This window comes from Nocardia sp. NPDC088792 (genome assembly GCF_044750615.1).
Classification (GTDB): domain Bacteria; phylum Actinomycetota; class Actinomycetes; order Mycobacteriales; family Mycobacteriaceae; genus Nocardia.
On the sequence record NZ_JBIVKC010000001.1, the window covers coordinates 634183 to 659003 of the forward strand.

A 24821-nucleotide genomic window follows, 5' to 3' on the forward strand; every position below is an offset into this window, starting at 1 on the left:
CAGGATGTTTCAGCATGGTTTTCAGCTCCACACCCGCCGGCTCCTTCGCACTCTCCGCCGCCCAGCGCGGAATCTGGTTCGCCCAGCAGCTGGCCGGTGACACCCCGATCTCCATCGCCCAGTACGTCGAATTCTCCGGCGCGGTCGACGTCGACCTACTCGCCGACGCCGCCCGCCGCGCCGGACGCGAATTCGGCACCGGCTACCTGCGGCTGCTCGAAATCGATGAACTGCCCTCGCAACTCGTCGACACCGGACTCGACGACCACATCGAAACCATCGACCTGACCGGCGCCCCCGACCCGGAGGCCGCCGCCCAGGCGTGGATGCGCGCGGAATACACCGCACCCCTGGACCTCACCCGCGACCGCCTGTGCATGGTCGCCATGCTGCGCGTGGCACCCGAACGCTGGTACTGGTATTCGCGGCTGCACCACATCCTGCTCGACGGCGTCGGCGCGCTGACCATGTTGCAGCGCACCGGCGAAATCTACAATGCCGCCATCAGCGGGGACGAAATCCCCGCGGGCAAGGCCGAACCGCTGCAGACCATCGCCGAAGCCGATGTGGCATACCGCAATTCGGACAAGCTGCAGGCCGACCGGGAATACTGGCGGCAGCACCTGGCGGGCATGGCCGAGCCGAAGCAGCTCGGCGCGCGCACCGGGGCGGTCGACGCCCACCCGCGACTGCGCAGCGGCGCCCTGAGCACCGAGACCGCCGCGCTGCTCGACGCGCTCACCACCGAAATGTCCACCAGCCCCGCACCCGTCGTGGTCGCCGCCTTCGCCGCCTTCGTCAGCGCCATGACCGGCGGCGGCGAGATCGTGCTGAGCCTGCCCGTCTCCGGGCGCACCACCGCCGCCCTGCGCCGCTCCGGCGGCATGGTCGCCAATGTCGTCCCCCTGCGCCTGCACCCGGCCGCCGACGCGACGGTCGGCGATCTCGTGCGCGGCACCCAAGGGGAACTCACCGCGGCGCTGCGCCGGCAGCGATACCGGCAAGAGGACATCATTCGCGACCTCGGGCGGTCCATGGACGATGTCGCGGGGTTCGGGCCGACCGTCAACCTCATGCTCGCCGACACCCGCATCCGGCTGGGCGGGGTGACCGGGCGGCTGCACGTACTCACCTCGGGGCTCATCGACGATCTGTTCGTCAATGTGTACCCGGGGATCGGCGGGGAACGCACCCATATCGACTTCCAGGCCAACCCGAACCGGTACGGGGACAAGGAGCTCGCGCAGCTGCACGCGCGGTTCCTCGAATTCCTGCACCGATTCCTGGCGGCGGGCGCGGGGGCCCGGCTGACCGGGCTCACCACGATCACGGCGGAGGAACGGACGGAACTCGCACCCGCGCGCGGGCGGCGCGGCGGGACGGCGCGCACGCTGCCCGACATCCTCCGGGCCGGTGCGGAGAAGATGCCGGCCGCCATCGCCATGCGGGCGGACGGGACCGTCTACACGTATCGGGAACTCACCGAGTACAGCAACAGGCTGGCCCGGATACTGATCGAGCTCGGCGCGGGACCCGAACGGGCGGTGGCCATCTCGATTCCGCGCTCGGCGGAATCGGTGCTGGCCATGTGTGCCGTGGCGCAGACCGGGGCCGCGTTCGTGCCCATCGATCCCGGGTATCCGGTCGACCGCATCCAGCACATGATCGCCGACAGCGGTGTGGTCGCGGGCGTCACCGTGGCCGCATCCCGGGCCGCGTTGCCGGATCGGGTGCAGTGGCTGGTCGTCGACGACCCGGAGACCGAAAACGCGCTTACCGCAGCCGATTCCGCGCCGATCACCGACGCCGATCGTCTGTCGCCGGTGCTGATCGATCAGCTCGCGTACCTCATCTACACCTCCGGCTCCACCGGTCTGCCCAAAGGCGTCGGCGTCACCCATCGTGGACTCGCCGATCTTGCCACCGGCTCCGGTGCTGCCTTCGGCGTCGGCGCGGATGCGATAGTGGCGCATGCGGTCTCGCCGAGTTTCGACATCTCGGTGGAGGAACTGCTGGTGGCCCTCGCCGTCGGCGCGACCGTCGCCGTGGTGCCGCCCGCCGCCTACGCCGGTGAGGACCTGGCGCGGGTGCTGCGTGCGCTCGAGGTCACCCATCTGAATGTCACTCCCGCCGTGGCCGGTTCGCTGGAGCCCGAGACGCTGCCGCGGCTGCGCACCGTGGTGGTCGGCGGCGACGCCTGCCCACCCGACCTTCCGGCCCGCTGGGCCGGGCGCTGCGTCATCAATGGGTACGGGCCCACCGAGGCGACCGTCACCGCGACCCTGAGCACACCCCTGTCCCCCGCCGATCCGATCACGATCGGCGCACCCGCCCGCGGCATGGCCGCGGTCGTGCTCGATCCCTGGCTGCGGCCGGTGCCGCCCGGCGTGACCGGCGAATTGTATTTGAGCGGGCCCGGTCTGGCGCGCGGCTACCATCAGCGCATCGGCTTCACCGCCGAGCGGTTCGTCGCCGATCCGTTCGCGGACGGCGACCGCATGTACCGCACCGGCGACCTGGTGCGGTGGCGGCGGCGCAATGGGCGCATGGAACTGGAGTACCTCGGCCGCGGCGACACCCAGGTGAAGGTGCGCGGCTTCCGCATCGAACTCGGCGAGGTGGACGCGGCCGTCGCGCGGCACCCCGGCGTGCAGATGGCCATCACGGTCGGTGCGACCACACCCGGCGGCGCGACCGCCCTCGTGTCCTATATATCCGCGGAGGATCCCGCACTCGATCCGGAGGCCGTGAAGGCGACCGTGGCGCAGCGGCTTCCGGCGCATATGGTGCCGTCGGTGATCATGGTCCTGAAGACCATGCCGCTGACACCCACCGGCAAAGTGGATCGCCGCGCACTGCCCGCACCCGACTTCGCCGCCCGCGCCCGCGCCGGCCGGGCACCGGCCACCCCGCACGAACGAGTGCTCGCGGGCATCTTCGCCGAGGTCCTCGGCCTCGACGAGGTGAGCGCCGACGACAACTTCTTCGCCCTCGGCGGCGACAGTATCGTCGCCATCCAGCTGGTGGCGCGCGCCAAAACCGCCGGACTCGGCCTGCGCGCCCGAGACGTGTTCGAGCACAAGACCGTCGCCGCACTGGCCGCCGTCGCCACCGAAGCCACCACCCCCGCCATACAGGAACTCCCGGGCGGCCCGGTAGGCATCGTCCCCCTCACCCCGATCGTCCACGCCATGCTCGAACAAGGCCACACCTGGCCACGTTTCGCCCAGGCAGCACTCATCCCCCTCCCCCGGGACATCGACCGTGACCGCCTGCCCGTAGCCGTCCAGACGCTGCTGGATCGGCACGACCTGCTCCGCAGCACCTTGACCCGCCGGCCCGACGCAGATCCGGACGCCGGAACCAAAACTCCAGGGGCGGTCGGCCCAGGCGGCGTAGGCGAGTCGGCCGCCAAGGGCAGCTCACCCGGCGCAGGCAACTCAGCCAGCGCGGGCAACTCAGCCGGCGCAGGCAACTCACCCGACGCGGGCAACGTCCCCACGACTCCGCCGGCGACGGGCCTTGCCGCGCAATGGGAATGGCGGGTTGCCGGCCCCGGTTCGGTGGAGGCGGCGGCGTTGATCGAGATCGTGCCCGCCGGGACCGGCGACGCGGAGCGGGCGCTGCAGCGGGCCGCCGATCTGCTCGACCCGGCCGCCGGGATCATGGCGCGGTTCGTGCTGCTCGAGCGCGAGGACAGTGGCCCGCTGCTGTGGATCGTGCTGCATCACCTGGTCACCGACGGGGTGTCGTGGCGGATTCTGCTGCCGGACTTGGCTACCGCGTGGGCGGGCGGGACGCTCGCGCCGGTCGGGACCTCGTTCCGGCGGTGGGCGCACGGGCAGCTCGCCGGGGCGGGTGGTCGGGCCGCGGAACTGCCGCTGTGGCAACGGATCCTGACGACGCCGGATCCGCTGCTCGGGTCGCGGGCGCTGGATCCGGGGGCGGACACCGCGGAGACCATGGCGCAGGTGCGGACCACCATCGACGCGGCAACGGCCTCGGCGGCACTGGAACTGGTCACCGAGCGCTTCCACTGCGGGCCCGACGATGTCCTGCTCACCGCGCTCGCGCTCGCCTCCAGCCGGGCACGGGAAACCGCGCGGACCCTGCTCACGCTGGAAGGCCACGGCCGGGAGGAATCGATCCTGCCCGGAGCCGATGTGTCGCGCACGGCCGGCTGGTTCACCAGCGTGTACCCGGTTGCGCTGGACCTCACCGGAATCGACCTCGACGACGCCTACGCGGCGGGACCGGCGGCCGGGGCGGCGCTCAAGGCCGTGAAGGAGCAGTTGCGGACCATACCGGACAAGGGTGTCGGCTTCGGCATGCTGCGCTACCTCGATCCGGATACCGGGGCAGCGCTGGCCGGGGCGCCCGCGCCACAGTTGAGCTTCAACTATCTCGGCCGCACCGGCGCCGGCTCGGACCAGCCCGACAGCACGGAAACGCCTTGGCTGCCAAGGCGATTCACCGCCACCCACGATGACAGCGCACCGCTCGCGGCGGCGCTCGACATCAATGCCTTCCACACCGACTCGGGACTCGAGGTGACCTGGGCCTACGCCTCGCGGCTGCTGGGCAGCGGCCAGGTGCGGCGATTCGCCGACCTGTGGGCCGATGCGCTCACCGCGCTCACCACGCATGCCCGGGCGGGCGGGACCGGCGGGCACACACCCTCCGACTTCCCGCTGATTCCCGTACGGCAGCAACAGATCGAGGAATGGGAACGCGAATATCCCGGCCTCACCGACGTGTGGCCGCTCTCACCACTGCAATACGGCCTGCTGTTCCACGCCCGCTACGACACCGACACCGCCGACGGATACACCGTGCAGACGCAGCTGTCACTGGCCGGACGAGTGGACGCGGCCCGGCTCCGCACCGCCGCACAGGCGCTGCTGGACCGGCACCAGGTGCTGCGGGTCGCCTTCGCCGAAACCCCGGACGGGCCCGCGCAATTGGTGCTCGACACCGCCGAAATACCCTGGCAGGACATCGATCTCAGCACCATCCCGGACCCTGCCGAACGACAGCGGGAGATGGCCCGGCTGGTGGCGGTCGATGCCGGCACCCGGTTCGATCTCACCCGCCCGCCGCTGCTGCGCTTCACCCTGATCCGCACCGAGACCGAGACCTACACGCTGCTCATGGCGAATCACCATCTGGTGCTGGACGGCTGGTCCACGCCGCTGGTGGTGCGGGAACTGCTCGCCGGATACCTCGCCGCCAGTATCGGGCAGGCGGTACCCACCGGACCGGCGCATTCCTATCGCGAGTTCCTGGGCTGGCTCGGCGAACAGGACGATGCCGCGTCCATGACCGCATGGACCGAGGCACTCGCCGGGGTCGACGGACCCACCCGCGCCGTGCCCACGCTGGCCGATATCGACTCCACCGAATCCGGCATGGTCTCCGCCGATTTCACCGCGGCCGCACTCGCCCGGCTGGAAACCACCGTCCGCGCCGCGGGTGCGACCGTGAACACCGCCGTGCAAACGGCCTGGGCGCTGGTGCTGGCCATGCTCACCGGACGCACCGACGTGGTCTTCGGCGGCACCGTCTCCGGGCGGCCGCCGCAACTGGCCGGCATCGAGGACATGGTCGGGCTGTTCATCAATACGCTCCCCGTGCGGATCCGGCTGGAACCCGGTGAACGCGTGACCGAACTGCTGGCACGGGTGCAGACCGAACAGGCGCGACTGCTCGACCATCAACATATCGGGCTGGCCGCCATCCACCGGGCCGTCGGACTGCCCGAACTGTTCGACACCCTGACCGTCTTCGAGTCCTACCCCATCGACCGCGAAAGCCTCTCGCAGGCACTGGATATCGCGGGCATGCGGATACTCGACGTATCCGGCACCGATGCCACGCCGTACCCGTTGAACCTCATGGTGATTCCGCAGCGCGCGCCGGACGGCGCCGAAAGCCTGCGGATCAGCGTCAAGTTCATGGCCGATCAGCTGCCCGAGGCGGGCGCGCGGCGACTGCTGGAGCGATTCGTATACCTGCTGGAACAGCTTGCGGCGCGGCCGGACCGGCTGGTTGCCCGGCTGCAGCATTGCGATACCACCGAACGCCGCGCCCTGCTGCCCGTGCACGGCGGCGAACCCGTGCCCATGCGGACCCTGCCCGAGATTCTCGCCGCCGGAGCACGGGTGAATCCCGACGCGGTCGCCGTCACCGCCGGCAGTCTCACCATGACCTATCGGGACCTCGACGCCTGGTCCAACCGGTTCGCACGGGTACTGCTGCGCCGGGGAGTCGGCCCGGAAGTATTCGTGGTGCTGGCCTTGACGCGATCCGTCGAATCCGTGGTCGCCGTCTGGGCCTTGGCCAAGACCGGAGCCGCGTTCCTGCCACTGGACCCCAACTATCCGGTGGAACGCATCGAGCACATCCTCACCGACTCCCGCGCACCCATCGGCGTGACCGTCTGCGAGGTCGGCGAGACACTGCCCGGCAGCATCGACTGGCTGCTGCTCGACGACCTCGCCACCATCCGGCGCGTCATGACCGTCTCCGACGCACCCATCACCGACACCGAACGCGGCGGGCCCATCGACCTGGCCCAGGTCGCGTACCTCATCTACACGTCCGGGTCCACGGGTAAACCCAAGGCCGTACTGCTCAGCCATCGCGGACTCGCCAATCTGGCCGCCTCCCAGCAGAGTCTGCTCGACCTGGACGCCACGGCCAGCGCCCTGCAGGTCGCCTCGCCGAGCTTCGACGCCTCCGTACACGAACTGCTCATGGCACACGGCTCCGGCGGACGCCTCGTACTGTCACCACCGGAGGTGTACGGCGGCAGCGAACTCGAAGAACTGCTGCGCACCGAGCGCATCACGCACGCCGTCATCACACCGTCGGTACTCGCCACCATGAATCCCGACGGGCTCGAAGACCTGCGCTGCCTGTCCGTCGCCGGTGAAGCCGCCGGACCCGAACTGGTAGCCGCCTGGTCGCGCGGGCGGCGCATGGTGAACCTCTACGGGCCCACCGAATTCAGCGTATGGGCCACCGGGCCCGGGGAACTGCGCGCCGGAGACCCGATCACCATCGGCGCACCCATCCGCGGCGCGGGCGCCATGGTCCTGGATACCTGGCTGCGGCCGGCGCCGGTCGGCATCACCGGCGAGCTCTATCTGAGCGGGCCGGCCCTGGCACGCGGCTACTTCAACCGATTCGGGCTCACCGCAACGCGTTTCGTCGCCAATCCGTACGAGGCCGATGGCGCGCGCATGTACCGCACCGGCGATATGGTGCGGTGGGTCGAGGTCAAGACCGCCGACGGGGCGCAGTGGGAGCTGGAATACCAGGGACGCAGCGACTTCCAGGTCAAGATCCGCGGCCTGCGCATCGAACTCGGCGAGATCGACGCCGTGCTGGCCGCCGACGAACAGGTCGACTACGCCGCCACCATCGGCACGCCCGGACCCGGCGGACAGACCGTCCTGGTGTCGTATGTCGTTGCGGCGCCGGGCCATGCACTCGACACCGAACTGCTGCGCACCCGCGTAGCCGCGGCACTGCCCGGCTATATGGTGCCCAGCTACCTGATCGAACTCGACGAGGTGCCACTCACGCCGGTCGGCAAACTGGACCGGAATGCGCTGCCCGCACCGGATTTCGAAAGTCTGCGGGAACGATATCTGGCCCCGCGCACACCGGTGGAGACCGCGGTCGCGCAGGTGTTCGCCGAGGTCATCGGCACGGACCGGGTGAGCATCGACCGTTCCTTCTTCGAACTCGGCGGCAACTCGCTCAGCGCCACCAAGGTGGTCGCACGCGTGAACGCCGCACTGGGTGCGACGATCGCGTTGCGCGACCTGTTCGACGCACCGACCGTGGCCCAGCTCGCAAGTCGCGTCGTCCCGGCGGGCGACCTCTCCGGCCGTCCGGCCCTCGCACCCCGCATCCGTCCCGACCGCATCCCACTCTCCCCTGCCCAGCAACGCATCTGGGTGCTGAACCGCCTCGACCCCACATCGGCGGCCTACAACATCACAGTCGCCCTGCGCATAACCGGCGAACTCGACCGCACCGCATTGGAACAGGCCGTGACCGATGTGGTCGCCCGCCACGAAGCCTTGCGCACCATCTACCCGGCCGACACCGAAGGCCCCCGCCAGGTCGTGGTCGGCACAGAGACCGCCGCACCCCATATCCGGCACACCGAGACCGAGGACGGTGCACCGCTGCGCCGCTGGATCGACGAACTCACCGGCACCGGCTTCGACCTCACCCGCGAATCGCCGCTGCGCGTAGGAGTGGCGCACATCCAAGACCGCGCCGCGACAACATCCGCGGATCACTTTGCGGCACAGTCCGCCGACCACACTGCGGCAGCACCCGCGGATCACCTTGCGGCAGAGCCCGCCGACCACACTGCAGCAGCACCCGCGGATCACCTTGCGGCAGAGCCCGCGAATCACGCTGCGGCCGAGCCCGGCCTGCGGATCGCGCCCGGCGTGGCTACACGACCCGCAACCGCCCTGGTGGGGGCGGCCGGCGGCGCCGGCAGCGGTGGCACCGCCGTCCACGTTGTGGTGCTCGTCGTTCATCACATCAGCGCGGATGGGGCGTCCATGGCGCCGCTGGCGGCCGACCTGGTGGCGGCTTATCTCGCACGGAGCGCCGCCGTGGATACTGCGCGGCCCGGTCTGCCGGTGCAGTATGCCGATTACGCGCTGTGGCAGCGGGAGCTACTGGGGGACGAACAAGATCCGGAATCGGCTGCGGCGCAGCAGATTCGGTATTGGAGTGAGCGGCTGAAGGCCACGCCGGATGTGCTCGAGCTGCCGGCGGATCGGCCGCGGCCCGCGGTGCAGAGTATGCGGAGTGCGGATCTCGCGTTCACGGTCGAGCCGGAATTGCATCGGGCGCTCACGGAATTGGCGGCGCAGACCGGGGGCAGTCTGTTCATGACCGTGCACGCGGCGCTGGCGGTGCTGCTGTCGCGGCTGGCGGGGACGCCGGATGTGCTGATCGGCACCGCTGTTGCCGGACGCGGGGACGCCGCGCTGGACGAGCTCGTCGGCATGTTCGTGAATACCCTCGCCCTGCGCACGATCGTGCGGCCGGACAGTGGGTTCCGGGAATTCCTCGCGTCCGTGCGGGCCACCGATCTCGAGGCCTTCGCGCATGCGGAGGTGCCGTTCGAGCGGTTGGTGCAGGTGGTGGATCCGGCGCGGTCGACGGCGCAGCATCCGCTGTTCCAGGTGTCGCTGTCGTTGCAGAACTTCACCGCGCCCAGCATCGACTTCCCGGGGCTGCGTGTGGACCTCGAACCGGTGGTACGGGATACCTCGCAGTTCGATCTCAGCTTCGATCTGCGCGAAGGGGAATCGGGGGCGGGGCTGGACGGGACACTCACCTATGCCACCGACCTGTTCGATGAATCCACGGTCACGCTGCTACTGACCAGGTGGCTGCGGGTGCTCGCCATTGTGACCGCCGATCCGGATATCCGGGTCTCCGATATAGACCTGATGGATGCGGCCGAACGCGCCGCCCTGGTGCCCGTGCGCGGGCCGGGGAGCATCAGCGCCTACAGCGATGTCAACACCCTCGCAGAGGTTTTCGACGCCGCCGCGGCCGCGCACCCGCTGTGCCCGGCCATCATCGCCGACGGGCGCGCCACGTCCTATCGCGACCTCGATGCCGCATCGGAACGGCTGTCCACCCAGCTCGCCGCGGCCGGAGCCGGAGCGGAAACCGTGGTGGCCCTGGCACTGTCGCGTGGCACGGAACTGCTCACCGCCATCTGGGCGTGTGCTCGCGCCGGGGCGACCTTCCTGCCCATCGACCCGCGTCATCCGCTCGACCGTATCGACCACATGCTGTCCGACTCCGGCGCGGTGCTCGGACTGACCACCGCCACGCATCGGGCGCTGCTGCCGGACACCATTCAGTGGCTGCAGCTCGACGCGGGGCGGCAGCCGCAGCCGCGCGCCCGAATCCGGCGCGGGCGGCCCGGGCGGGCGCATCCGGATCAGCCGGCCTGGCTGATCTACACCTCGGGGTCCACCGGTACGCCGAAGGGCGTCGCGGTCTCGCATCGCGGGATCGCCGATCTGGTCCGGGCGCAGCGGGAACTGCTCGCGCTCGGTGAGCACTGCCGTGTACTGCAGGTCGCCTCACCGAGTTTCGATGCTTCCGCCTTCGAGGCGCTGTTGGCCTTCGGCAGCGGCGGCACCGCCGTCGTCGCACCGCCCGATGTGTTCGGCGGCGAGGCACTCTCGGATCTCATTGCGGCACAGGGTGTCACGCATCTGGTGATCACGCCTTCGGCGCTGGCCACCATGGATCCGGCGGCCGTGTCCAGCGTGCGGGTGCTGGCCGTGGCGGGCGAAGCCATCGGGCCCGATCCGGTGGCGCGCTGGGCTCCCGGGCGCACGCTCATCAACCTCTACGGCCCGACCGAATTCACCATCTGGGCAACGGCTTCCGAGCCGCTGCGGCCCGCACAGCCGGTCACCATCGGCGCACCCATCCGGGGTGCCGCAGCCCTGGTGCTGGACGACCGGCTGCGGCCCGCGCCCATGGGGGTGGCCGGTGAGCTGTACCTGACCGGACCCGCCCTGGCTCGCGGCTACCACCGGCGCCCCGGCCTGACTGCCGCGCGGTTCGTGGCCGACCCGTCCGGGCAGCCCGGCCGGCGGCTCTATCGCACCGGCGATCTGGTGCGCTGGGCCGGAGCGCTCACCGCGCCCCGGCTGGAATACCTGGGACGCACCGACTTCCAGGTCAAGGTGCGCGGCCAGCGCATCGAACTCGGCGAGATCGACGCGGCGCTGTCGGCGGCCGACGGCGTGGAATTCGCTGTCACCCTGGGTGTTCCGGGACCGGGCGGGGCCACCGCGCTGGCGGCCTACCTACTGCCCGAAACCGGCCGCGCCCTCGATATCGCCGCGGTACGCGCGCATGCCGCCGATCGGCTGCCCGGGTACATGGTGCCGTCGGCCCTCACGGTCCTCGACGCCATCCCGCTCAATGCCGTCGGCAAACTGGACCGGAAAGCCTTGCCGCAGCCCGTGTTCGAAGCCGAGACCGAGTATCGAGCACCCGACAGTCCGGCCGAAACCGTGCTCGCCGAGATCATTGCCGAACTGCTCGGCCGCGAACGGGTCGGTGTGCACGATTCCTTCTTCGCGCTCGGCGGCGACAGTATTCTCGCCATCCAGCTGGTATCCCGCGCCCGGCTGCGCGGGCTGGAGATCACCCCGCTGCAGGTGTTCGAACACCGCACGGTCGCCGCCCTCGCCGAACTCGCCGAGGCCGCGGGCACGACCGTCACCCTCGACGAACTGCCCGGCGGCGGGGTCGGCGAACTGCCGCTCACGCCGATCGTGCACTGGATGCTCGAACGCGGCGGCGATCACCGGCGTTTCGCGCAGACCGCGGTGCTCGACCTGCCGCCCGGCATCGACCGCGCCGGACTGGTCGCCACCGTCACCGCCGTGGTGGACCGGCACGACATGCTGCGCGCCCGGCTCGCACGGATCGACGGCGAATGGCGGCTGCGGACCCGGCCACCGGGCAGCGTCGATGTCGACAACCTGCTCTACGGCATCGAATACGACACCGCCGACACCGTGGAACTGCGCGAATACGCCGTCACCGAACTCGATTCCGCGCTCGACCGGCTCGACCCGGCCACCGGGACCGTACTGCAACTGGTCTGGCTGAACCCGGTCTCGAACCGGCCCGGGCAGAGCGGGAAACTGATCCTGGTGGCACACCACCTGGTGACCGACGGGGTGTCCTGGCGGATCCTGATTCCGGATCTGATCGCCGCCTGGGCCCAGATCAGTGCGGGCGCGCCGCCGATACTGCCGGAGACCGGCACCTCGATGCGGCGATGGGCGCACGCCCTGAGCGACGCGGCCCGAACCCCCGCGCGGCGAGCCGAACTCGACTACTGGCGGGATATCGCCGCCACCCCGGACCGCCCGCTGGGCCGTCGCGAACTCGACCCGCACATCGACGTCGCACCCACCGTGCGCGCCGTCGACCTCGAGATATCCGAAGAGGTCACCACCGCACTGCTCACCACCCTCCCGGCGCTCTTCGACGGGACCGTCGAGGACGCACTGCTCGCCACCCTCGCACTGGCGATCATGCGCTGGCGCACGCACTCCGACGAGTCGGTACTGCTGCGCATGGAAGGCCATGGGCGGCAGCAGGAGATCATTCCGGGCGCGGACCTGTCCCGCACCCTCGGCTGGTTCACCACCGTCTATCCACTGCGACTCGACCTGCCCGGCATCGACACCCGCGACGCCCTCGCCGGCGGACCCGGCATGGGCGTCGCCATTCGCGCGGTCAAACACCAACTGCTGGCCGTACCGGACAAGGGCATCGGCTACGGCATGCTGCGCTACCTCGACCGCTCCCCCGACCCCGACTCCGCCGCGGCATTGCCCGATCGCGTGCCCGGACGCATCGGCTTCAACTACCTGGGCCGCTACGCCACGGCCGATATTCCGGCCGGGCTGGAGGGCCTCGGCTGGCTGCCCAGCGGCGAACTCGGCGACCTGCCCGCCCCCGAATGCGCGGACGTGCCCGTCACGGCCGAAATCGAGATCAACGCTGTCGTCGTCGGCGAACGACTGCAGGCCACCTTCACCTTCCCCGAAACCCTGCTGCCCAAGCACGAAATCACCATGCTCGCCCGGCTGTGGACCGACGCCCTCACCGCCGCAGCGGAATTCGCCGTCGGACCCGACGCCGAACCGGCCGCGGCAGCAGAACAGCAGGCCATGGCCGAACTCCGGCAGCGGCGTCTGGAAGCCGAACTGGTTTCCGCCCGGACAGCTTCCGCGCCCGGGCTGGGCCTGGACGTGGTCCTGCCCATCCGGGCCGACGGCGACCTGCCGCCCCTGTTCTGCATCCACCCCTCCTCCGGCATCGCCTGGCCCTACCTCGGGCTCGCCGACGCACTGCCACCCGGGCGGCCCATCTACGGCCTGCAGGCCCCCGACCTGACCGGCGCGCCCCACGCACTCGGCATTGCCGACTTCGCCGGCCGCTACGCCGCGGAAATCCGCAGGATCCAGCCCGAGGGGCCATATCATCTGCTCGGATGGTCTTTCGGCGGCCTCATCGCACACGCGGTCGCCACCCAGCTCCACACCGGCGGTGCGGCAATCGGCACCCTGGCCCTGCTCGACGCCGACAGCACCGACCTCGACGGTGACAGCATCGAAAAGCTCACCGCCGGATCGTTCGTCGCCGCGTTCGGATCCGTCTTCGGCATCACCGACATCCCCGCCGGAGCCACCGCCGAACAGGCCGCCGACCTGGTGCGCGAACGGATGGGAGGCGTGGCCCTGATCGACGCGCAGACCCTGGAGCGCATGGCCGCCTCCTACAATGCCTCCGCCCGCACCCGCACCGGGTACCAGCGGCCCGTATTCGACGGCGACGCACTGTATTTCAGCGCCACGGTGCATACCGAAAACCCCGAGATCTTCGGGCCGGCCGGGTGGCGGCCCTGGATCACCGGCACCATCACCAACCACGACATCGACGCCGCCCACGACGACATGACCGCACCACACGCACTCGCGGCCATCGCCCGCGTGCTCGGAGAGCACTGGAGTCACAGCCTCGAAGAGCACTGGAGTCACAGCCTCGGAGAGCACTGGACAAAACCTGGAGCCACCTCGTGAACACCGACAGCGGCAGCACCGATAACACCCATATGCAGACCAGCACCCTCGACGGCGTGATCGTCGAAGACGTCGAGAAATCCTTCGGCGCCGTCCAGGCCCTGCGCGGCATCACCTTCAAGGCGGCCGCCGGCGAGGTACTGGGCATCCTCGGACCCAACGGCGCCGGCAAGACCACCACCGTCAATATCCTCTCCACCCTCATCGCACCCGACAGCGGCCGCGCCAGCGTCGCCGGGCACGATGTGGTCACCGACGCCGCCGCCGTCCGCCGCAGCATCATGCTCACCGGACAGTTCGCCGCCCTGGACGACGCCCTCAGCGGCTACGAGAACCTCGTCATGTTCGGGCGGCTCATGGGACTGCGCAAACGCGCCGCCCGCGCCCGCGCCGACGAACTCATCACCGAATTCGACCTCACCGACGCCGCCAAACGCCGCGTCGGCACCTACTCCGGCGGCATGCGGCGGCGCATCGACATCGCCTGCGGACTCGTCGTCCGGCCGGAAGTCGTCTTCCTCGACGAACCCACCACCGGACTCGATCCCCGCAGCCGCCAAGGCGTCTGGGACCTGGTCGGCGGCTTCCGCAAACACGGCATCACCACCCTGCTCACCACCCAATACCTGGAGGAAGCCGACGCGCTCTGCGACCGCATCATCGTCATCGACCACGGCGTCGTCATCGCCGACGGCACCGCCGACGAACTCAAGGCCCGCACCGGCGGCAGCTACTGCGAGATCGTGCCCCTGCGCATGGAAGACCTGCCCGCCATCGCCGCCGCCCTCGGCGATCTGCTGCCCGTCGCCAATCGCCAGGCCCTGACCGCGGATTCGGACCGGATCGCCATCCCCGCCCCCGAAGGCTCGAAGACGCTCGCCGAAGCGCTGCGCCGACTCGACAGCGCCGGACTGGAATTGGTCGACATCGCCCTGCGGCGGCCGTCGCTCGACGACGTGTTCCTCGAACTCACCGGACACCGCGCCGAAAACAACACGGCGGCAGCGGCTTCCGGCGGCAAACACCGGGCGCCCGACGGCCGGTTCACCGGCGACGAGCGAACCCTCAGCGTCACAGTGCCGTTCACCGATCGGGGGGACCGATCATGACCACTCACAGTGCCGCCAGGCGCGCTCCCGGCAGAGAGGCCCGGCCATGACCGCCGTCGAGACCACCACCAGCGCCTGGCTCACCAGCGTCCGCGCGACCCCCGCCACGCTGGCGCAGTGGTGGGTGCTCACCACGCGGCTCATCGTGCCCTCGGTCAAGACCGGCGAGATCATCACCGCCATCCTCGCACCCGCCACCTTCACCGCCAGCTTCTACATACCGCTCAACCGCGTAATGTCCTTCGCCGGACTGAATTTCAGCAGTTACGGGCAGTTCATGACGCCCATCGTCATCCTGCAGGCCGCCGCGTTCACCGCCGTCTCCGCCGCCTTCCGCGCCGCCACCGACGCGGTGTCGGGGCTGGACAAACGCTTCGACGCCATGCCCATGCATCCGCTGGTACCCGTCGCGGCCCGCATGTCCTCCAATATCTTCCGGCTGGCCATCGGACTGGTGTCGGCCGTGGTGTGCACGCACATCATCGGCTTCCGGTTCGACGGCGGGGCCGCGCACACCCTAGGGTTCCTGGCGCTGGGACTGCTCATCGGCACCGCGTTCTGCCTCGGCGCGGACGCCATCGGCACCTTCACCCGCAGCCCGGAAGCCACCACCCAGATGCTCGTGCTGCCACCGCTCATCCTCGGCATGCTCTCCACCGGACTCGCACCGGCACAACAGTTTCCGCACTGGGTGCAGTTCTTCGTGCGCAATCAGCCGGTCTCGCAGTTCGCATACGGGCTACGTGCGCTCGGCGGTGACACCCGCGGCCGGGCCGGTGACGTGAACTGGGCGCTCATGGGTCCGCCGCTGGGCTGGATCGCGGCCATCATCGTGGTCTCCTTCTTCTTCATCGTCCGCCAGAACACCAAGAGGTCGTGATGGCCACCCTGGAACGCACCGATATCGCCGACACCATCGTCGTCCCCGAGAGCTCGATTCCGGCCCTGTTGCGGCACACCTGGATTCAGACCCAGCGACTGCTGCTGCGCTGGGTGCGCGACCCGATCACCTTGCTGGAGACGCTGATCGTGCCGTGCCTGCTGCTGCTCATGCTCGACATCGTGGTGGGCAGTCAGATCCAGAAATTCTCCGGGCACAGCGCCCTGTACGGATCCACGCCCATGGTGACCCTGGTCGGCGCGCTGTCGGGGACCGTCGCCAGCGGCATCATGCTCGGGCGCGAACGCGAGGCCGGGATCCTCGCGCGCTTCTGGGTGCTGCCCGTGCACCGGGCCTCCGGGCTCGCGGCCCGCATCCTCGCCGAGGGATGCCGCATCTTCTGCGGGACGGTCGTCATCATCCTGTTCGGCATGGCGCTGGGCTTCCGGTTCCGGGAGGGACCCCTGGCCGCGTTCGCCTTCCTGTGGATTCCGGTGCTGTTCGGACTGGCCTTCGCCACCATGGTCACCGCCATCGCCGTGTTCACCGCCAAATCCACGCTGGTCGAGGGCGTCGCGCTGCTGTCGTCGCTGCTCATGTTCTTCAGCACCGGATTCGTGCCGATCGCCGCGTACCCGAAGTGGATTTCGCCGGTGGTGCAGCATCAGCCCATGTCGGTCGCCGTGGACACCATGCGCGCGCTCGCCGAGGGCGGGCCGCTGGCCGGGCCGCTGCTGAAGACCGTCGCCTGGTCGGTCGGGCTGATCGTCGTGTTCGCGGTACCCGCGGCGTGGGGTTACCGGCGCGCCAGTCGGAAGTGACGCCTGATATCGGGAGTGAATCCTGATATCCAGACCCCTTTCCGTAAATACCGGCCGCTGCGCGCGTCGTCCGCCGGTGCCACGGGCGCGGGCGCATTATGCTGTCCGCCGTGCCAGACCCGCAGCCCGACATCGCGCCCCATCCGGATATCGCCCACCTCGCGCCGCTCCTGGGCGTCTGGCGCGGCCGCGGGCAGGGCGAGTACCCGACCATCAAGAACTTCGAATACCTCGAGGAAGTCCACTTCGGTCACGTCGGGCGGCCCTTCCTCACCTATCGGCAGCGCACCCGCGCGGCCGACGACGGCCGGCCCATGCACAGCGAAACCGGGTATCTGCGCGCCATTTCCGAGGACCGCGTGGAATTGATCCTCGCGCACCCCACCGGCATCACCGAGATCTGCGAAGGCACCCTGGTGACCGACGACGACGGGATGCGGATCGAGCTGGATTCCACGGCCATCGGCATGAGCACCAGCGCCAAATCGGTCACCGCGCTGGGCCGGACCATCACCGTCGCGGGCGACACGCTCAACTACACCCTGCGCATGGCCGCGGTCGAGCAACCGCTGCAACATCACCTTGCGGCAACCATGCAGCGGGCCAATTGAAAATGAACTTCAGGCTCTTACCCTTGGCCTGACCTGGAGATTACTCTTCCTTGGCGGAGACCGCCGAACAATTGCGGGTTGCCTCGGACATCGGTGACGGATTACCGTTTCTTTCGTTGGCAAACAGTTAGCCAACACTAATGAGCAGTGGCCATCCGGAACAGACCGTTCGGGTTTACTAACTCATCTCCAAACAAGGGAGCGCCCTATGAAGCGTTCAGCCCTTCTGCTGTTGACCACCGCGGGCATGATTCTCGCCGGAGCAGGCGTCACAGAAGTTCTCGGCGACGCCTCCGCCGCCGGCCCGCCCGTGAAAACCCTGGCACAGCAGCGCTATGTCGCCGACCCCATCGGGGAAATCCATCCCGCAGCCTGCGTGAACGCCACCCCGCTGCCCTCCCGCTTCGGCGACCGCTGAACGCGAACATCTCGAATACCGCGAATACTCAGTACCCCGCGGGTAGTGCCGTGAGCATGTCGCGAGTCACCGCGACCGCATTGTCGGAACTCCCGCCGCGCACCACCAGCGTCGCCCACGCCATATCGCCGCGGTAGCCGATGAACCACGCGTGCGAACCACCGTCGACCTCGGCCTCACCCGTCTTGCCGTAGACCTCGCCCTGATCGGCGATCCGCTCGGCCGTACCGCTCGTGACCACCTTGCGCATCATCTCGCGCAGCCCGTTGATCACCTCCGGCGACAACCGCGGACGATCACCGGACACCTGCGTGGGATGACCCGAGATCAGATACGGCACCGGCGTCGAACCGTGCGCCACCGTCGCCGCCGCCAGCGCCAGCCCGAACGGGCTCACCAGCACCTTGCCCTGGCCGATACCGTCCTCGGCCCGCTGCACGAGATCGTCGTCCTGCGGCACCGAACCCGACACCGTCGGCAGGCCCGCCACCGTGTAATCCGGGCCGATACCCAATGCCGACGCGGCCTTCTTCAGATCGCCGCCACCCAGCTCCGAGGCCACGTTCGCGAAAGCGGTATTGCACGAACGCGCGTACGCCGTCGACATGGCCACATCACCGAGGGCGAAGTTATCGTAATTGGGAATCGTGCGCTCCCCCACCACGATTCGGCTCGGGCACGGCACCGTGGTATCCGGATTGGCGTGACCGCCGGTCATGGCCGCCGCGGCCGTCGCCGTCTTGAAGGTCGAACCCGGCGGATACAGGCCCGAAGCCGCCACCGGCCCATCGTTATCCGCCGCCGCGTTCTGCGCGATCGCCAGCAGTGCGCCCGTCGACGGCTGTATCACCACCATCATGGACTGCTCGGTGCGGCCGTCCACCGCCCGCTGCGCGGCATTCTGCACATTGCGATCGATGCTCAGCGAGAACGACGGGGAGGTCTGCGGCTCCACCTCTTTCAGCACATCGGTGTCGGCGCCGTTCGCATTCACGGTCACGACGCTCCAGCCCGATTTGCCGTCCACCTCGTCGATGACCGTCTTGCGCACCTGGGTCATCAGATCCGGGGCGAAACGGCGATCGGTGGGGACCAGATCCCATTCCTTGGCGAAAGTCACCCCGGGCAGCCCGAACAGGTCCGCGCTCACCTGGTTGTACTCCCATTCCGACAGCATCGCGGCGGTATAGCCGCCATCGGATTTACGGGCATTGCGGAGAATCGAATCGGCGGTGAAACGATCATCGAAGGGCTGCAAGGCATTCGCCAGCGTGGTGGCCACCGCATTCGGATTCGTTGCCGCCGCGGGCTGGAACGACAGCCGGTAAACCGCTCCGGGCACCAGCACATCGGTGCCGGCCCGCTCGTTGACCCGGGCCCGCGGGGCCGGAATCACCCGCATTTGCATGGTCTGCGTATTGCCCAGCTGCGGATGGATATCCGCCGAATTCCAGCGCACCGTCCAGCGGCCGTCACTGCGGCCCATCTGTAATTGGCCGCCGTACTTCCACACCCGATCCTTGGGCAGATGCCATTCGTAGGTGTAGTCGACCACCGCGGTGTCGCCGGTGACGCGGGCATCGCCGGTCGTGGCCACCAGCTTCTCCGCCTTCAGGCCGTCCCAGACCGAAGCCAGTGCGGGACCGGAGGTTTCGGGCAGGCTGGTATCCCGCGCGGCGGCCTCCACATCATGGCGGGCGAAGGCGGAGACGAATTCGTCCGCGACCTGCGCCGGCCCCTGCGGAGCGGACGTACACCCGGCTACGGCTACCGAGACCGCGCCGGTGATCAGCATGGTGAGCACCCGTTTCGACATCGGCACAGATGCTAGAGCCAACTGCTAGCAAACCACGGCGACACACTGGGGCGTAAAGGATTTCAGGGAGAAGTCACAGACACCGGTCAATGCGGACAGGCAGGCAGACACCGGTCAATCCAGCAGGACCGTCGCGAACGTCGCGATCTGCCGGAAACCCACCTTCGCGTACGAGCGGCGCGCGGCCTCGTTGAAGCAGTTCACATACAGGCTCGCGGTCCGGCCCGAGGCCACCACCACATTCGCCACCGCCGCCGTCCCCGCGGTGCCGTACCCCTTGCCGCGGAACTCCGGATGCACCCACACGCCCTGAATCTGGCCGGTCCGCCGCGACATCGCGCCCACCTCGGCCTTGTAGACCACCTCGCCGTCCTCGAAACGCGCCCAGGCCCGGCCGGTTTCGATCAGGTTCGTGACCCGGCGGCGATAGCTGCGGCCACCGTCCCCGCTGCGCGGATCCACGCCGATCTCCTCGGTGAACATGGCGATCGCGGCCACCAGATAGCGCTCGATCTCATCCGGGCGGACCCGGCGCACCCGGAGATCGGGCGACACCCCCGCCGTCCGTTCCAGCGCCAGCAGCGGCTGATCGGCGCGCAATTCCCGCGCCGGACCCCACTGCTCGGCCAGCAGCTCCCACAGCGGCAACGCCAGCTCCCGACGACCCACCACCGACGAGCAGATCCGCGGACCGCGCACCGCACGATCGGCGAAGGCGCGCAGGTCATCCCGCGCGCCACGCAAAGGCACCAGATTGGCCCCGGAGAAACACAGGGATCCGCCCGGACCGCCGCGGCTCCACAGTTCCCCGTAGACACCGCGGGAGTCCAGGCCGTACTCCTGCAGGCGCGCAGCCACCATGCAGCTCGCGACCGGATCATCGTCGAGCACCCGCAAAACCTGCGTCAGATCGCGGTTCGCGAGCAGGCGCGCACCGGACGCTCTGGCCCGGCGGGTCGGCTCCAGCACACTCCGCACGTTCACAGCCTGCCACGAACTGTGAAACCGCGCCGCACATTCGGCTCGGACGAGTGGGCCACCAGGACTTATCCCGCGGTGACGACCGGCGCGCCGCCGCCGGCTTCCTCGCCCATCTGTTCTGCGATGCGCATGGCCTCTTCGATGAGGGTTTCCACGATGAGGTGTTCGGGGACGGTCTTGATGACCTCGCCCTTGACGAAGATCTGGCCCTTGCCGTTGCCGGAGGCCACGCCCAGATCGGCCTCGCGGGCCTCACCGGGGCCGTTCACCACGCAGCCCATGACGGCGACGCGCAACGGCACTTCCATGCCTTCCAGGCCGGCGGAGACCTCGTTGGCGAGGGTGTAGACGTCGACCTGGGCGCGGCCACACGACGGGCAGGACACGATCTCGAGCTTGCGCGGGCGCAGGTTCAGCGATTGCAGGATCTGGTCGCCGACCTTGATCTCCTCGACCGGCGGCGCCGACAGCGAGACGCGGATGGTGTCGCCGATGCCTTGGGACAGCAGCGCACCGAAGGCGGTGGCGGACTTGATGGTGCCCTGGAACGCCGGACCGGCCTCGGTGACGCCCAGGTGCAGGGGGTAGTCGGACTGCGCGGCCAGTTGCCGGTAGGCCTCCACCATGATGACCGGGTCATTGTGCTTGACCGAGATCTTCAGGTTGCCGAAGCCGTGCTCCTCGAACAGGCTCGCCTCCCACAGCGCGGATTCCACCAAAGCTTCGGGGGTGGCCTTGCCGTACTTGTCCATCATCCGCTTGTCCAGGGATCCGGCGTTCACGCCGATGCGGATCGGGATGCCCGCGTCGCCGGCCGCCTTGGCGACCTCTTTGACGCGGCCGTCGAATTCCTTGATATTGCCCGGGTTGACCCGGACCGCGGCGCAGCCCGCGTCGATGGCGGCGAAGATGTAGCGGGGCTGGAAGTGGATGTCGGCGATCACCGGGATCGGGGACTTGCGGGCGATGGCGGCCAGCGCGTCGGCGTCTTCCTGACGCGGGCAGGCCACGCGCACGATATCGCAGCCGGACGCGGTCAGTTCCGCGATCTGCTGCAGGGTGGCGTTGATGTCATGGGTCTTGGTGGTGGTCATGGATTGCACCGAGATCGGGAACTCGCTGCCGACCCCCACCTTGCCCACCATCAACTGGCGGGTCTTACGGCGGGGTGCCAGGACGGCCGCCGGTGCGGACGGCATCCCCAAAGCGATGGCACTGCTCACGATCGGTTGCCTACTTCCTGTTCGTCCTCACACCCTTCCGGTCCCGAGCTTACCGACGCACGGATACCGGTTGCCCTGTGACGGCGGCGACAAGGCTACACATCCCGAGCGTCCGGTACGGCACCGGAGGGCCCCTACACTGACTATTCGTTACAGGTGATGCGAAGGTTTACGGAGTGAAAAGTGAAGGTAGCGAAGACAAGTCCGTGGCCTGCCACGCCCGAGCAGGCCATCGCCCTACAAGATCGTCTCCGCTCCCAGGTGATCACCGAAAACCCCCGCCCACCCCGTTTCCGCACGATAGCGGGTCTTGACTCGGCCTATGACGAAGACGGCAACGTGGTGGCCGCCATAGTCGTCCTCGACGCCGAAACCCTGGAAACCGTGGAGACCGCCACCGCCCGCGGCACCACCGATTTCCCCTACGTACCCGGCCTGCTCGCCTTCCGCGAACTGCCTACCACCGCCCGGGCCCTCGAAACCCTCACGCTGACACCGGATCTCCTGATCTGCGATAGCCAGGGCCGTGCCCACCCCCGCCGCTTCGGCTTCGCCTGCCACCTCGGCCTCCTCACCGGCATCCCCACCGTCGGCGTGGCCAAGAACGCCTGGGGCGACTACCCGGAACCGGCCCGCGACCGCGGCTCCTGGTCCGAGATCACCATCGACGGCGACCCGGTCGGCCGCGCCCTCCGCACCCGCACCGGCGTCAAACCCGTCTACGTCTCCGTAGGCCACCTCATCAATATCGAAACCGCCTGCGACCGAGTGCTTTCGCTGACACCGGAATTCCGGCAGCCGGAGACCACCCGCCGCGCCGACCGGCTGTGCCGGCAACTGCTGCGCGAAATCTCCGCTACGGGAACAGCTTCACCGGGTTGACGATGTCGGCGACCAGGGTGAGGACCATGTAGGCGCCGCCTATCACCACCACGACATAGGTTGCCGGGAGAAGTTTCATGTAGTCGACCGGGGCGCCGGGGGCGAGGCCCTTGCGGCCGCGGAAGACATTGCGGATCTTCTCGTAGATCACCACGGCCATGTGGCCGCCGTCGAGCGGGAGCAGCGGCAGGATATTGAAGGCTCCCAGGAAGAAGTTCAGGCTCGCCAAGGTGAGGATGAACAGCGGCCAGGCGTCGTGCTGGGCGGCCTCGCCGCCGATGCGGCTCGCGCCGTAGACCGAGACCGGGGTCTCCGGATCGCGGACGCCGCCGGTGACCGCATGCCACAGGTCGGCGACCTTGGCGGGCATCTGGGCCAGGGACTGGACCGTGCGGACACCGATCTGACCGGTGAACGCCCCGGACGCGGGGATCGCCGAGAGGATGTTGTAGTGCATCGGGCCGTACTGGTCCTGCCCGACGCCGACCTTCGCGACCTCCTGCGGAGTCTCGATCTTCTTGCCGTTCACGTCCTGGTACGACAGGGCCAGTTCCGGGGTGACCGGGATGTTCAGGGTCTGTCCGGCCCGCTCGACCGTGTAGGTGAAGGTGCCCGTCTGCTTGCGGGTCTGTGCACTGAACTCCGCCCAGGTCTTGACCGGAACGCCATTGACGGCCTTCACGATGTCGCCCTGCTTCAGGCCCGCCTGCTGGGCCGGCCCGCTACCCGTGCACGTCTTCGACTTCAGATCCGGCAGCTGGTCCGCCACACAGCTCATGGCGCCCAGCTGGGTGGCGGGCGGGGAGTCGAAACGCGGCAGGCCCCAGCCGACCGCGAGGATCACGATGAGAATGAAGCCGAGGATGAAGTTCATCAGGATGCCGCCGGACATGACCAGCAGGCGCTTCCAGGTGGCCTGCCGGTACATGGCCCGGTCGAGGTCCTCGGGTTCCAGCTCGTCCAGCGCGGTCATGCCCGCGATATCGCAGAAGCCGCCCAGCGGCAGCGCCTTGAGACCGTATTCGGTCTCACCGCGCCGCCACGAGAACACCTTCGGGCCGAAGCCGATGAAGTAGCGGCGCACCTTCATACCGGTGGCCTGCGCAGTCCACATGTGCCCGCACTCGTGTAGCGCGACCGACACGGTGATACCGAGGGCGAACAGAACGAAGCCGATCGCGAAGACCATGCGGTACCGATTCCTCCTGCTGTCAGCCGCGCACCAGTGTGCGTGCGGTTTCTCGCGCCCACGCATCGGCCGCGAGCACCTCGTCCAAGCTACCGGGTTCCGCGGTCCAGCGGTCGGCGGACTCCACCACCCGCGTCACCGTGCGCACGATGCCGGGGAAGCGGATGTGCCCGTCCAGGAACGCCTGCACGGCGATCTCGTTGGCGGCGTTGTAGACCGCGGTCACACAACCACCGGCCTCGCCCGCCTGCCGGGCCAGCCGGATGGCCGGGAACACCTCGTCGTCGACGGGTTCGAAGGTCCAGGTGGCGGCGGTGGACCAGTCGCAGGCCGCGGCCGCGCCGGGCACCCGGTCCGGCCAGCCCAGGGCCAGCGCGATGGGCAGCTTCATATCCGGCGGGCTGGCCTGGGCCAGGGTCGAGCCGTCATTGAAGGTGACCATGGAGTGCACGATGGACTGCGGGTGCACGGTCACATCGATGCGGTCGTAGGGCACACCGAACAGCAGATGCGTCTCGATCAGTTCGAGGCCCTTGTTCACCAGCGACGCCGAGTTCAGGGTGTTCATCAGGCCCATGGACCAGGTCGGATGTGCCTTGGCCTCGGCCGGATTCACCGATTCCAGCATGTCGGCGGTCCAGCCGCGGAACGGTCCGCCCGAGGCGGTCAGCACCAGCCGGGCCACCTCGTCGGCGCGGCCGCCGCGCAGGCATTGCGCGAGTGCGGAGTGTTCGGAGTCCACCGGCACGATCTGCCCGGGTGCGGCCGCGCGCGTGACCAGCGATCCGCCCGCGACCAGAGATTCCTTGTTGGCCAAGGCGAGTCGCCGCCCGGATTCCAGGGTGGCCAGGGTCGGTTCCAGTCCCAGCGAGCCGACCAGTGCGTTGAGCACCACGTCGGCGTCGGTGCGCCGGACCAGTTCGGTCGCGGCGTCCGGACCGGCCAGCGGCACACCGAGTTTCGCGGCGGCGGCCGCGTCGGCGACGGCGACGTTCCGGGTGCCGGTGGCGGCGATCTGCTGTGCGAGCAGCTCGGTATTGCCGCCGCGCGCGGCCAGTCCGACCACTTCGAAGCGGTCGGGGTTGGCGGCGATCACCTCCAGCGCCTGGGTGCCAATGGAACCGGTGCTGCCCAGCAGCAGAACTCTCACGATGTCGGACACGTGCCTATTTTCCCCTGACCGGATCCCGGATGCTTTCGGCCCGCCTCGCC

Annotated in this window: 12 protein-coding genes; 7 read left to right on the top strand and 5 right to left on the bottom strand. The window is 69.0% G+C overall.

The window, feature by feature from the left end:
- The first annotated feature begins 14 nt into the window (after positions 1-14).
- The 6 genes from ACIP5Y_RS03160 (at position 15) to ACIP5Y_RS03185 (ending at position 17518) form a co-directional block, all read left to right on the top strand.
- Positions 15-13679, top strand: coding sequence for an amino acid adenylation domain-containing protein (locus tag ACIP5Y_RS03160; protein ID WP_400347103.1), 13665 nt, complete (start codon positions 15-17; stop codon positions 13677-13679).
- Positions 13680-13711: 32 nt separating this feature from the next.
- Positions 13712-14788 (top strand): ATP-binding cassette domain-containing protein, encoded by a 1077-nt coding sequence (locus tag ACIP5Y_RS03165; protein ID WP_400349089.1) that lies wholly within the window; start codon positions 13712-13714, stop codon positions 14786-14788.
- A gap of 46 nt (positions 14789-14834) precedes the next feature.
- The gene (locus tag ACIP5Y_RS03170; protein WP_400347104.1) at positions 14835-15668 is read left to right on the top strand and encodes an ABC transporter permease; all 834 of its coding nucleotides are present in this window, start codon (positions 14835-14837) and stop codon (positions 15666-15668) included.
- On the top strand, positions 15668-16489 hold the full coding sequence (locus ACIP5Y_RS03175; protein ID WP_400347106.1) for an ABC transporter permease: 822 nt from the start codon (positions 15668-15670) through the stop codon (positions 16487-16489). The genes ACIP5Y_RS03170 and ACIP5Y_RS03175 overlap by 1 nt, the downstream gene beginning before the upstream one ends.
- Positions 16490-16587: 98 nt before the next feature.
- Positions 16588-17100: a peroxynitrite isomerase gene (locus ACIP5Y_RS03180; protein ID WP_397002481.1), complete on the top strand. Its 513-nt coding sequence runs from the start codon at positions 16588-16590 to the stop codon at positions 17098-17100.
- Between the two features lie 208 nt (positions 17101-17308).
- Positions 17309-17518, top strand: a complete 210-nt coding sequence (locus ACIP5Y_RS03185; RefSeq protein WP_400347108.1) for a hypothetical protein — start codon at positions 17309-17311, stop codon at positions 17516-17518.
- Between the two features lie 28 nt (positions 17519-17546).
- Here the strand turns inward: ACIP5Y_RS03185 and ACIP5Y_RS03190 are convergent, their stop codons facing one another.
- From ACIP5Y_RS03190 to ispG, 3 genes are all read right to left on the bottom strand, one after another.
- A complete protein-coding gene (locus ACIP5Y_RS03190) occupies positions 17547-19334 on the bottom strand; it encodes a penicillin-binding transpeptidase domain-containing protein (protein WP_400347110.1) in 1788 nt (595 codons plus the stop codon).
- A gap of 114 nt (positions 19335-19448) precedes the next feature.
- Positions 19449-20312, bottom strand: coding sequence for a GNAT family N-acetyltransferase (locus ACIP5Y_RS03195; protein WP_400347112.1), 864 nt, complete (start codon positions 20310-20312; stop codon positions 19449-19451).
- 68 nt (positions 20313-20380) lie between these two features.
- Entirely contained in the window at positions 20381-21514 is a 1134-nt protein-coding gene (gene ispG / locus ACIP5Y_RS03200) for a flavodoxin-dependent (E)-4-hydroxy-3-methylbut-2-enyl-diphosphate synthase (protein ID WP_400349091.1), read from the bottom strand.
- Between the two features lie 207 nt (positions 21515-21721).
- Between ispG and ACIP5Y_RS03205 the strand changes: the two genes are divergently transcribed.
- On the top strand, positions 21722-22420 hold the full coding sequence (locus ACIP5Y_RS03205) for an endonuclease V (RefSeq protein WP_400347114.1): 699 nt from the start codon (positions 21722-21724) through the stop codon (positions 22418-22420).
- Here ACIP5Y_RS03205 and ACIP5Y_RS03210 read toward each other — a convergent pair.
- Positions 22395-23609: a M50 family metallopeptidase gene (locus ACIP5Y_RS03210; protein ID WP_400347116.1), complete on the bottom strand. Its 1215-nt coding sequence runs from the start codon at positions 23607-23609 to the stop codon at positions 22395-22397. The two genes, ACIP5Y_RS03205 and ACIP5Y_RS03210, sit on opposite strands and share 26 nt — an antisense overlap.
- A gap of 22 nt (positions 23610-23631) precedes the next feature.
- A complete protein-coding gene (gene dxr, locus ACIP5Y_RS03215; protein WP_400347118.1) occupies positions 23632-24771 on the bottom strand; it encodes a 1-deoxy-D-xylulose-5-phosphate reductoisomerase in 1140 nt (379 codons plus the stop codon).
- Positions 24772-24821: the final 50 nt, after the last annotated feature.

Bases quoted from the DNA above. Each gene is read 5' to 3' on its own strand.
- ispG (WP_400349091.1), bottom strand. From the start codon at position 21,514: ATGCCGTCCGCACCGGCGGCCGTCCTGGCACCCCGCCGTAAGACCCGC.
- ACIP5Y_RS03185 (WP_400347108.1), top strand. From the start codon at position 17,309: ATGAAGCGTTCAGCCCTTCTGCTGTTGACCACCGCGGGCATGATTCTC.
- ACIP5Y_RS03170 (WP_400347104.1), top strand. From the start codon at position 14,835: ATGACCGCCGTCGAGACCACCACCAGCGCCTGGCTCACCAGCGTCCGC.
- ACIP5Y_RS03180 (WP_397002481.1), top strand. From the start codon at position 16,588: ATGCTGTCCGCCGTGCCAGACCCGCAGCCCGACATCGCGCCCCATCCG.
- ACIP5Y_RS03160 (WP_400347103.1), top strand. From the start codon at position 15: ATGGTTTTCAGCTCCACACCCGCCGGCTCCTTCGCACTCTCCGCCGCC.
- ACIP5Y_RS03210 (WP_400347116.1), bottom strand. From the start codon at position 23,609: ATGGTCTTCGCGATCGGCTTCGTTCTGTTCGCCCTCGGTATCACCGTG.
- ACIP5Y_RS03175 (WP_400347106.1), top strand. From the start codon at position 15,668: ATGGCCACCCTGGAACGCACCGATATCGCCGACACCATCGTCGTCCCC.
- ACIP5Y_RS03165 (WP_400349089.1), top strand. From the start codon at position 13,712: ATGCAGACCAGCACCCTCGACGGCGTGATCGTCGAAGACGTCGAGAAA.
- ACIP5Y_RS03190 (WP_400347110.1), bottom strand. From the start codon at position 19,334: ATGTCGAAACGGGTGCTCACCATGCTGATCACCGGCGCGGTCTCGGTA.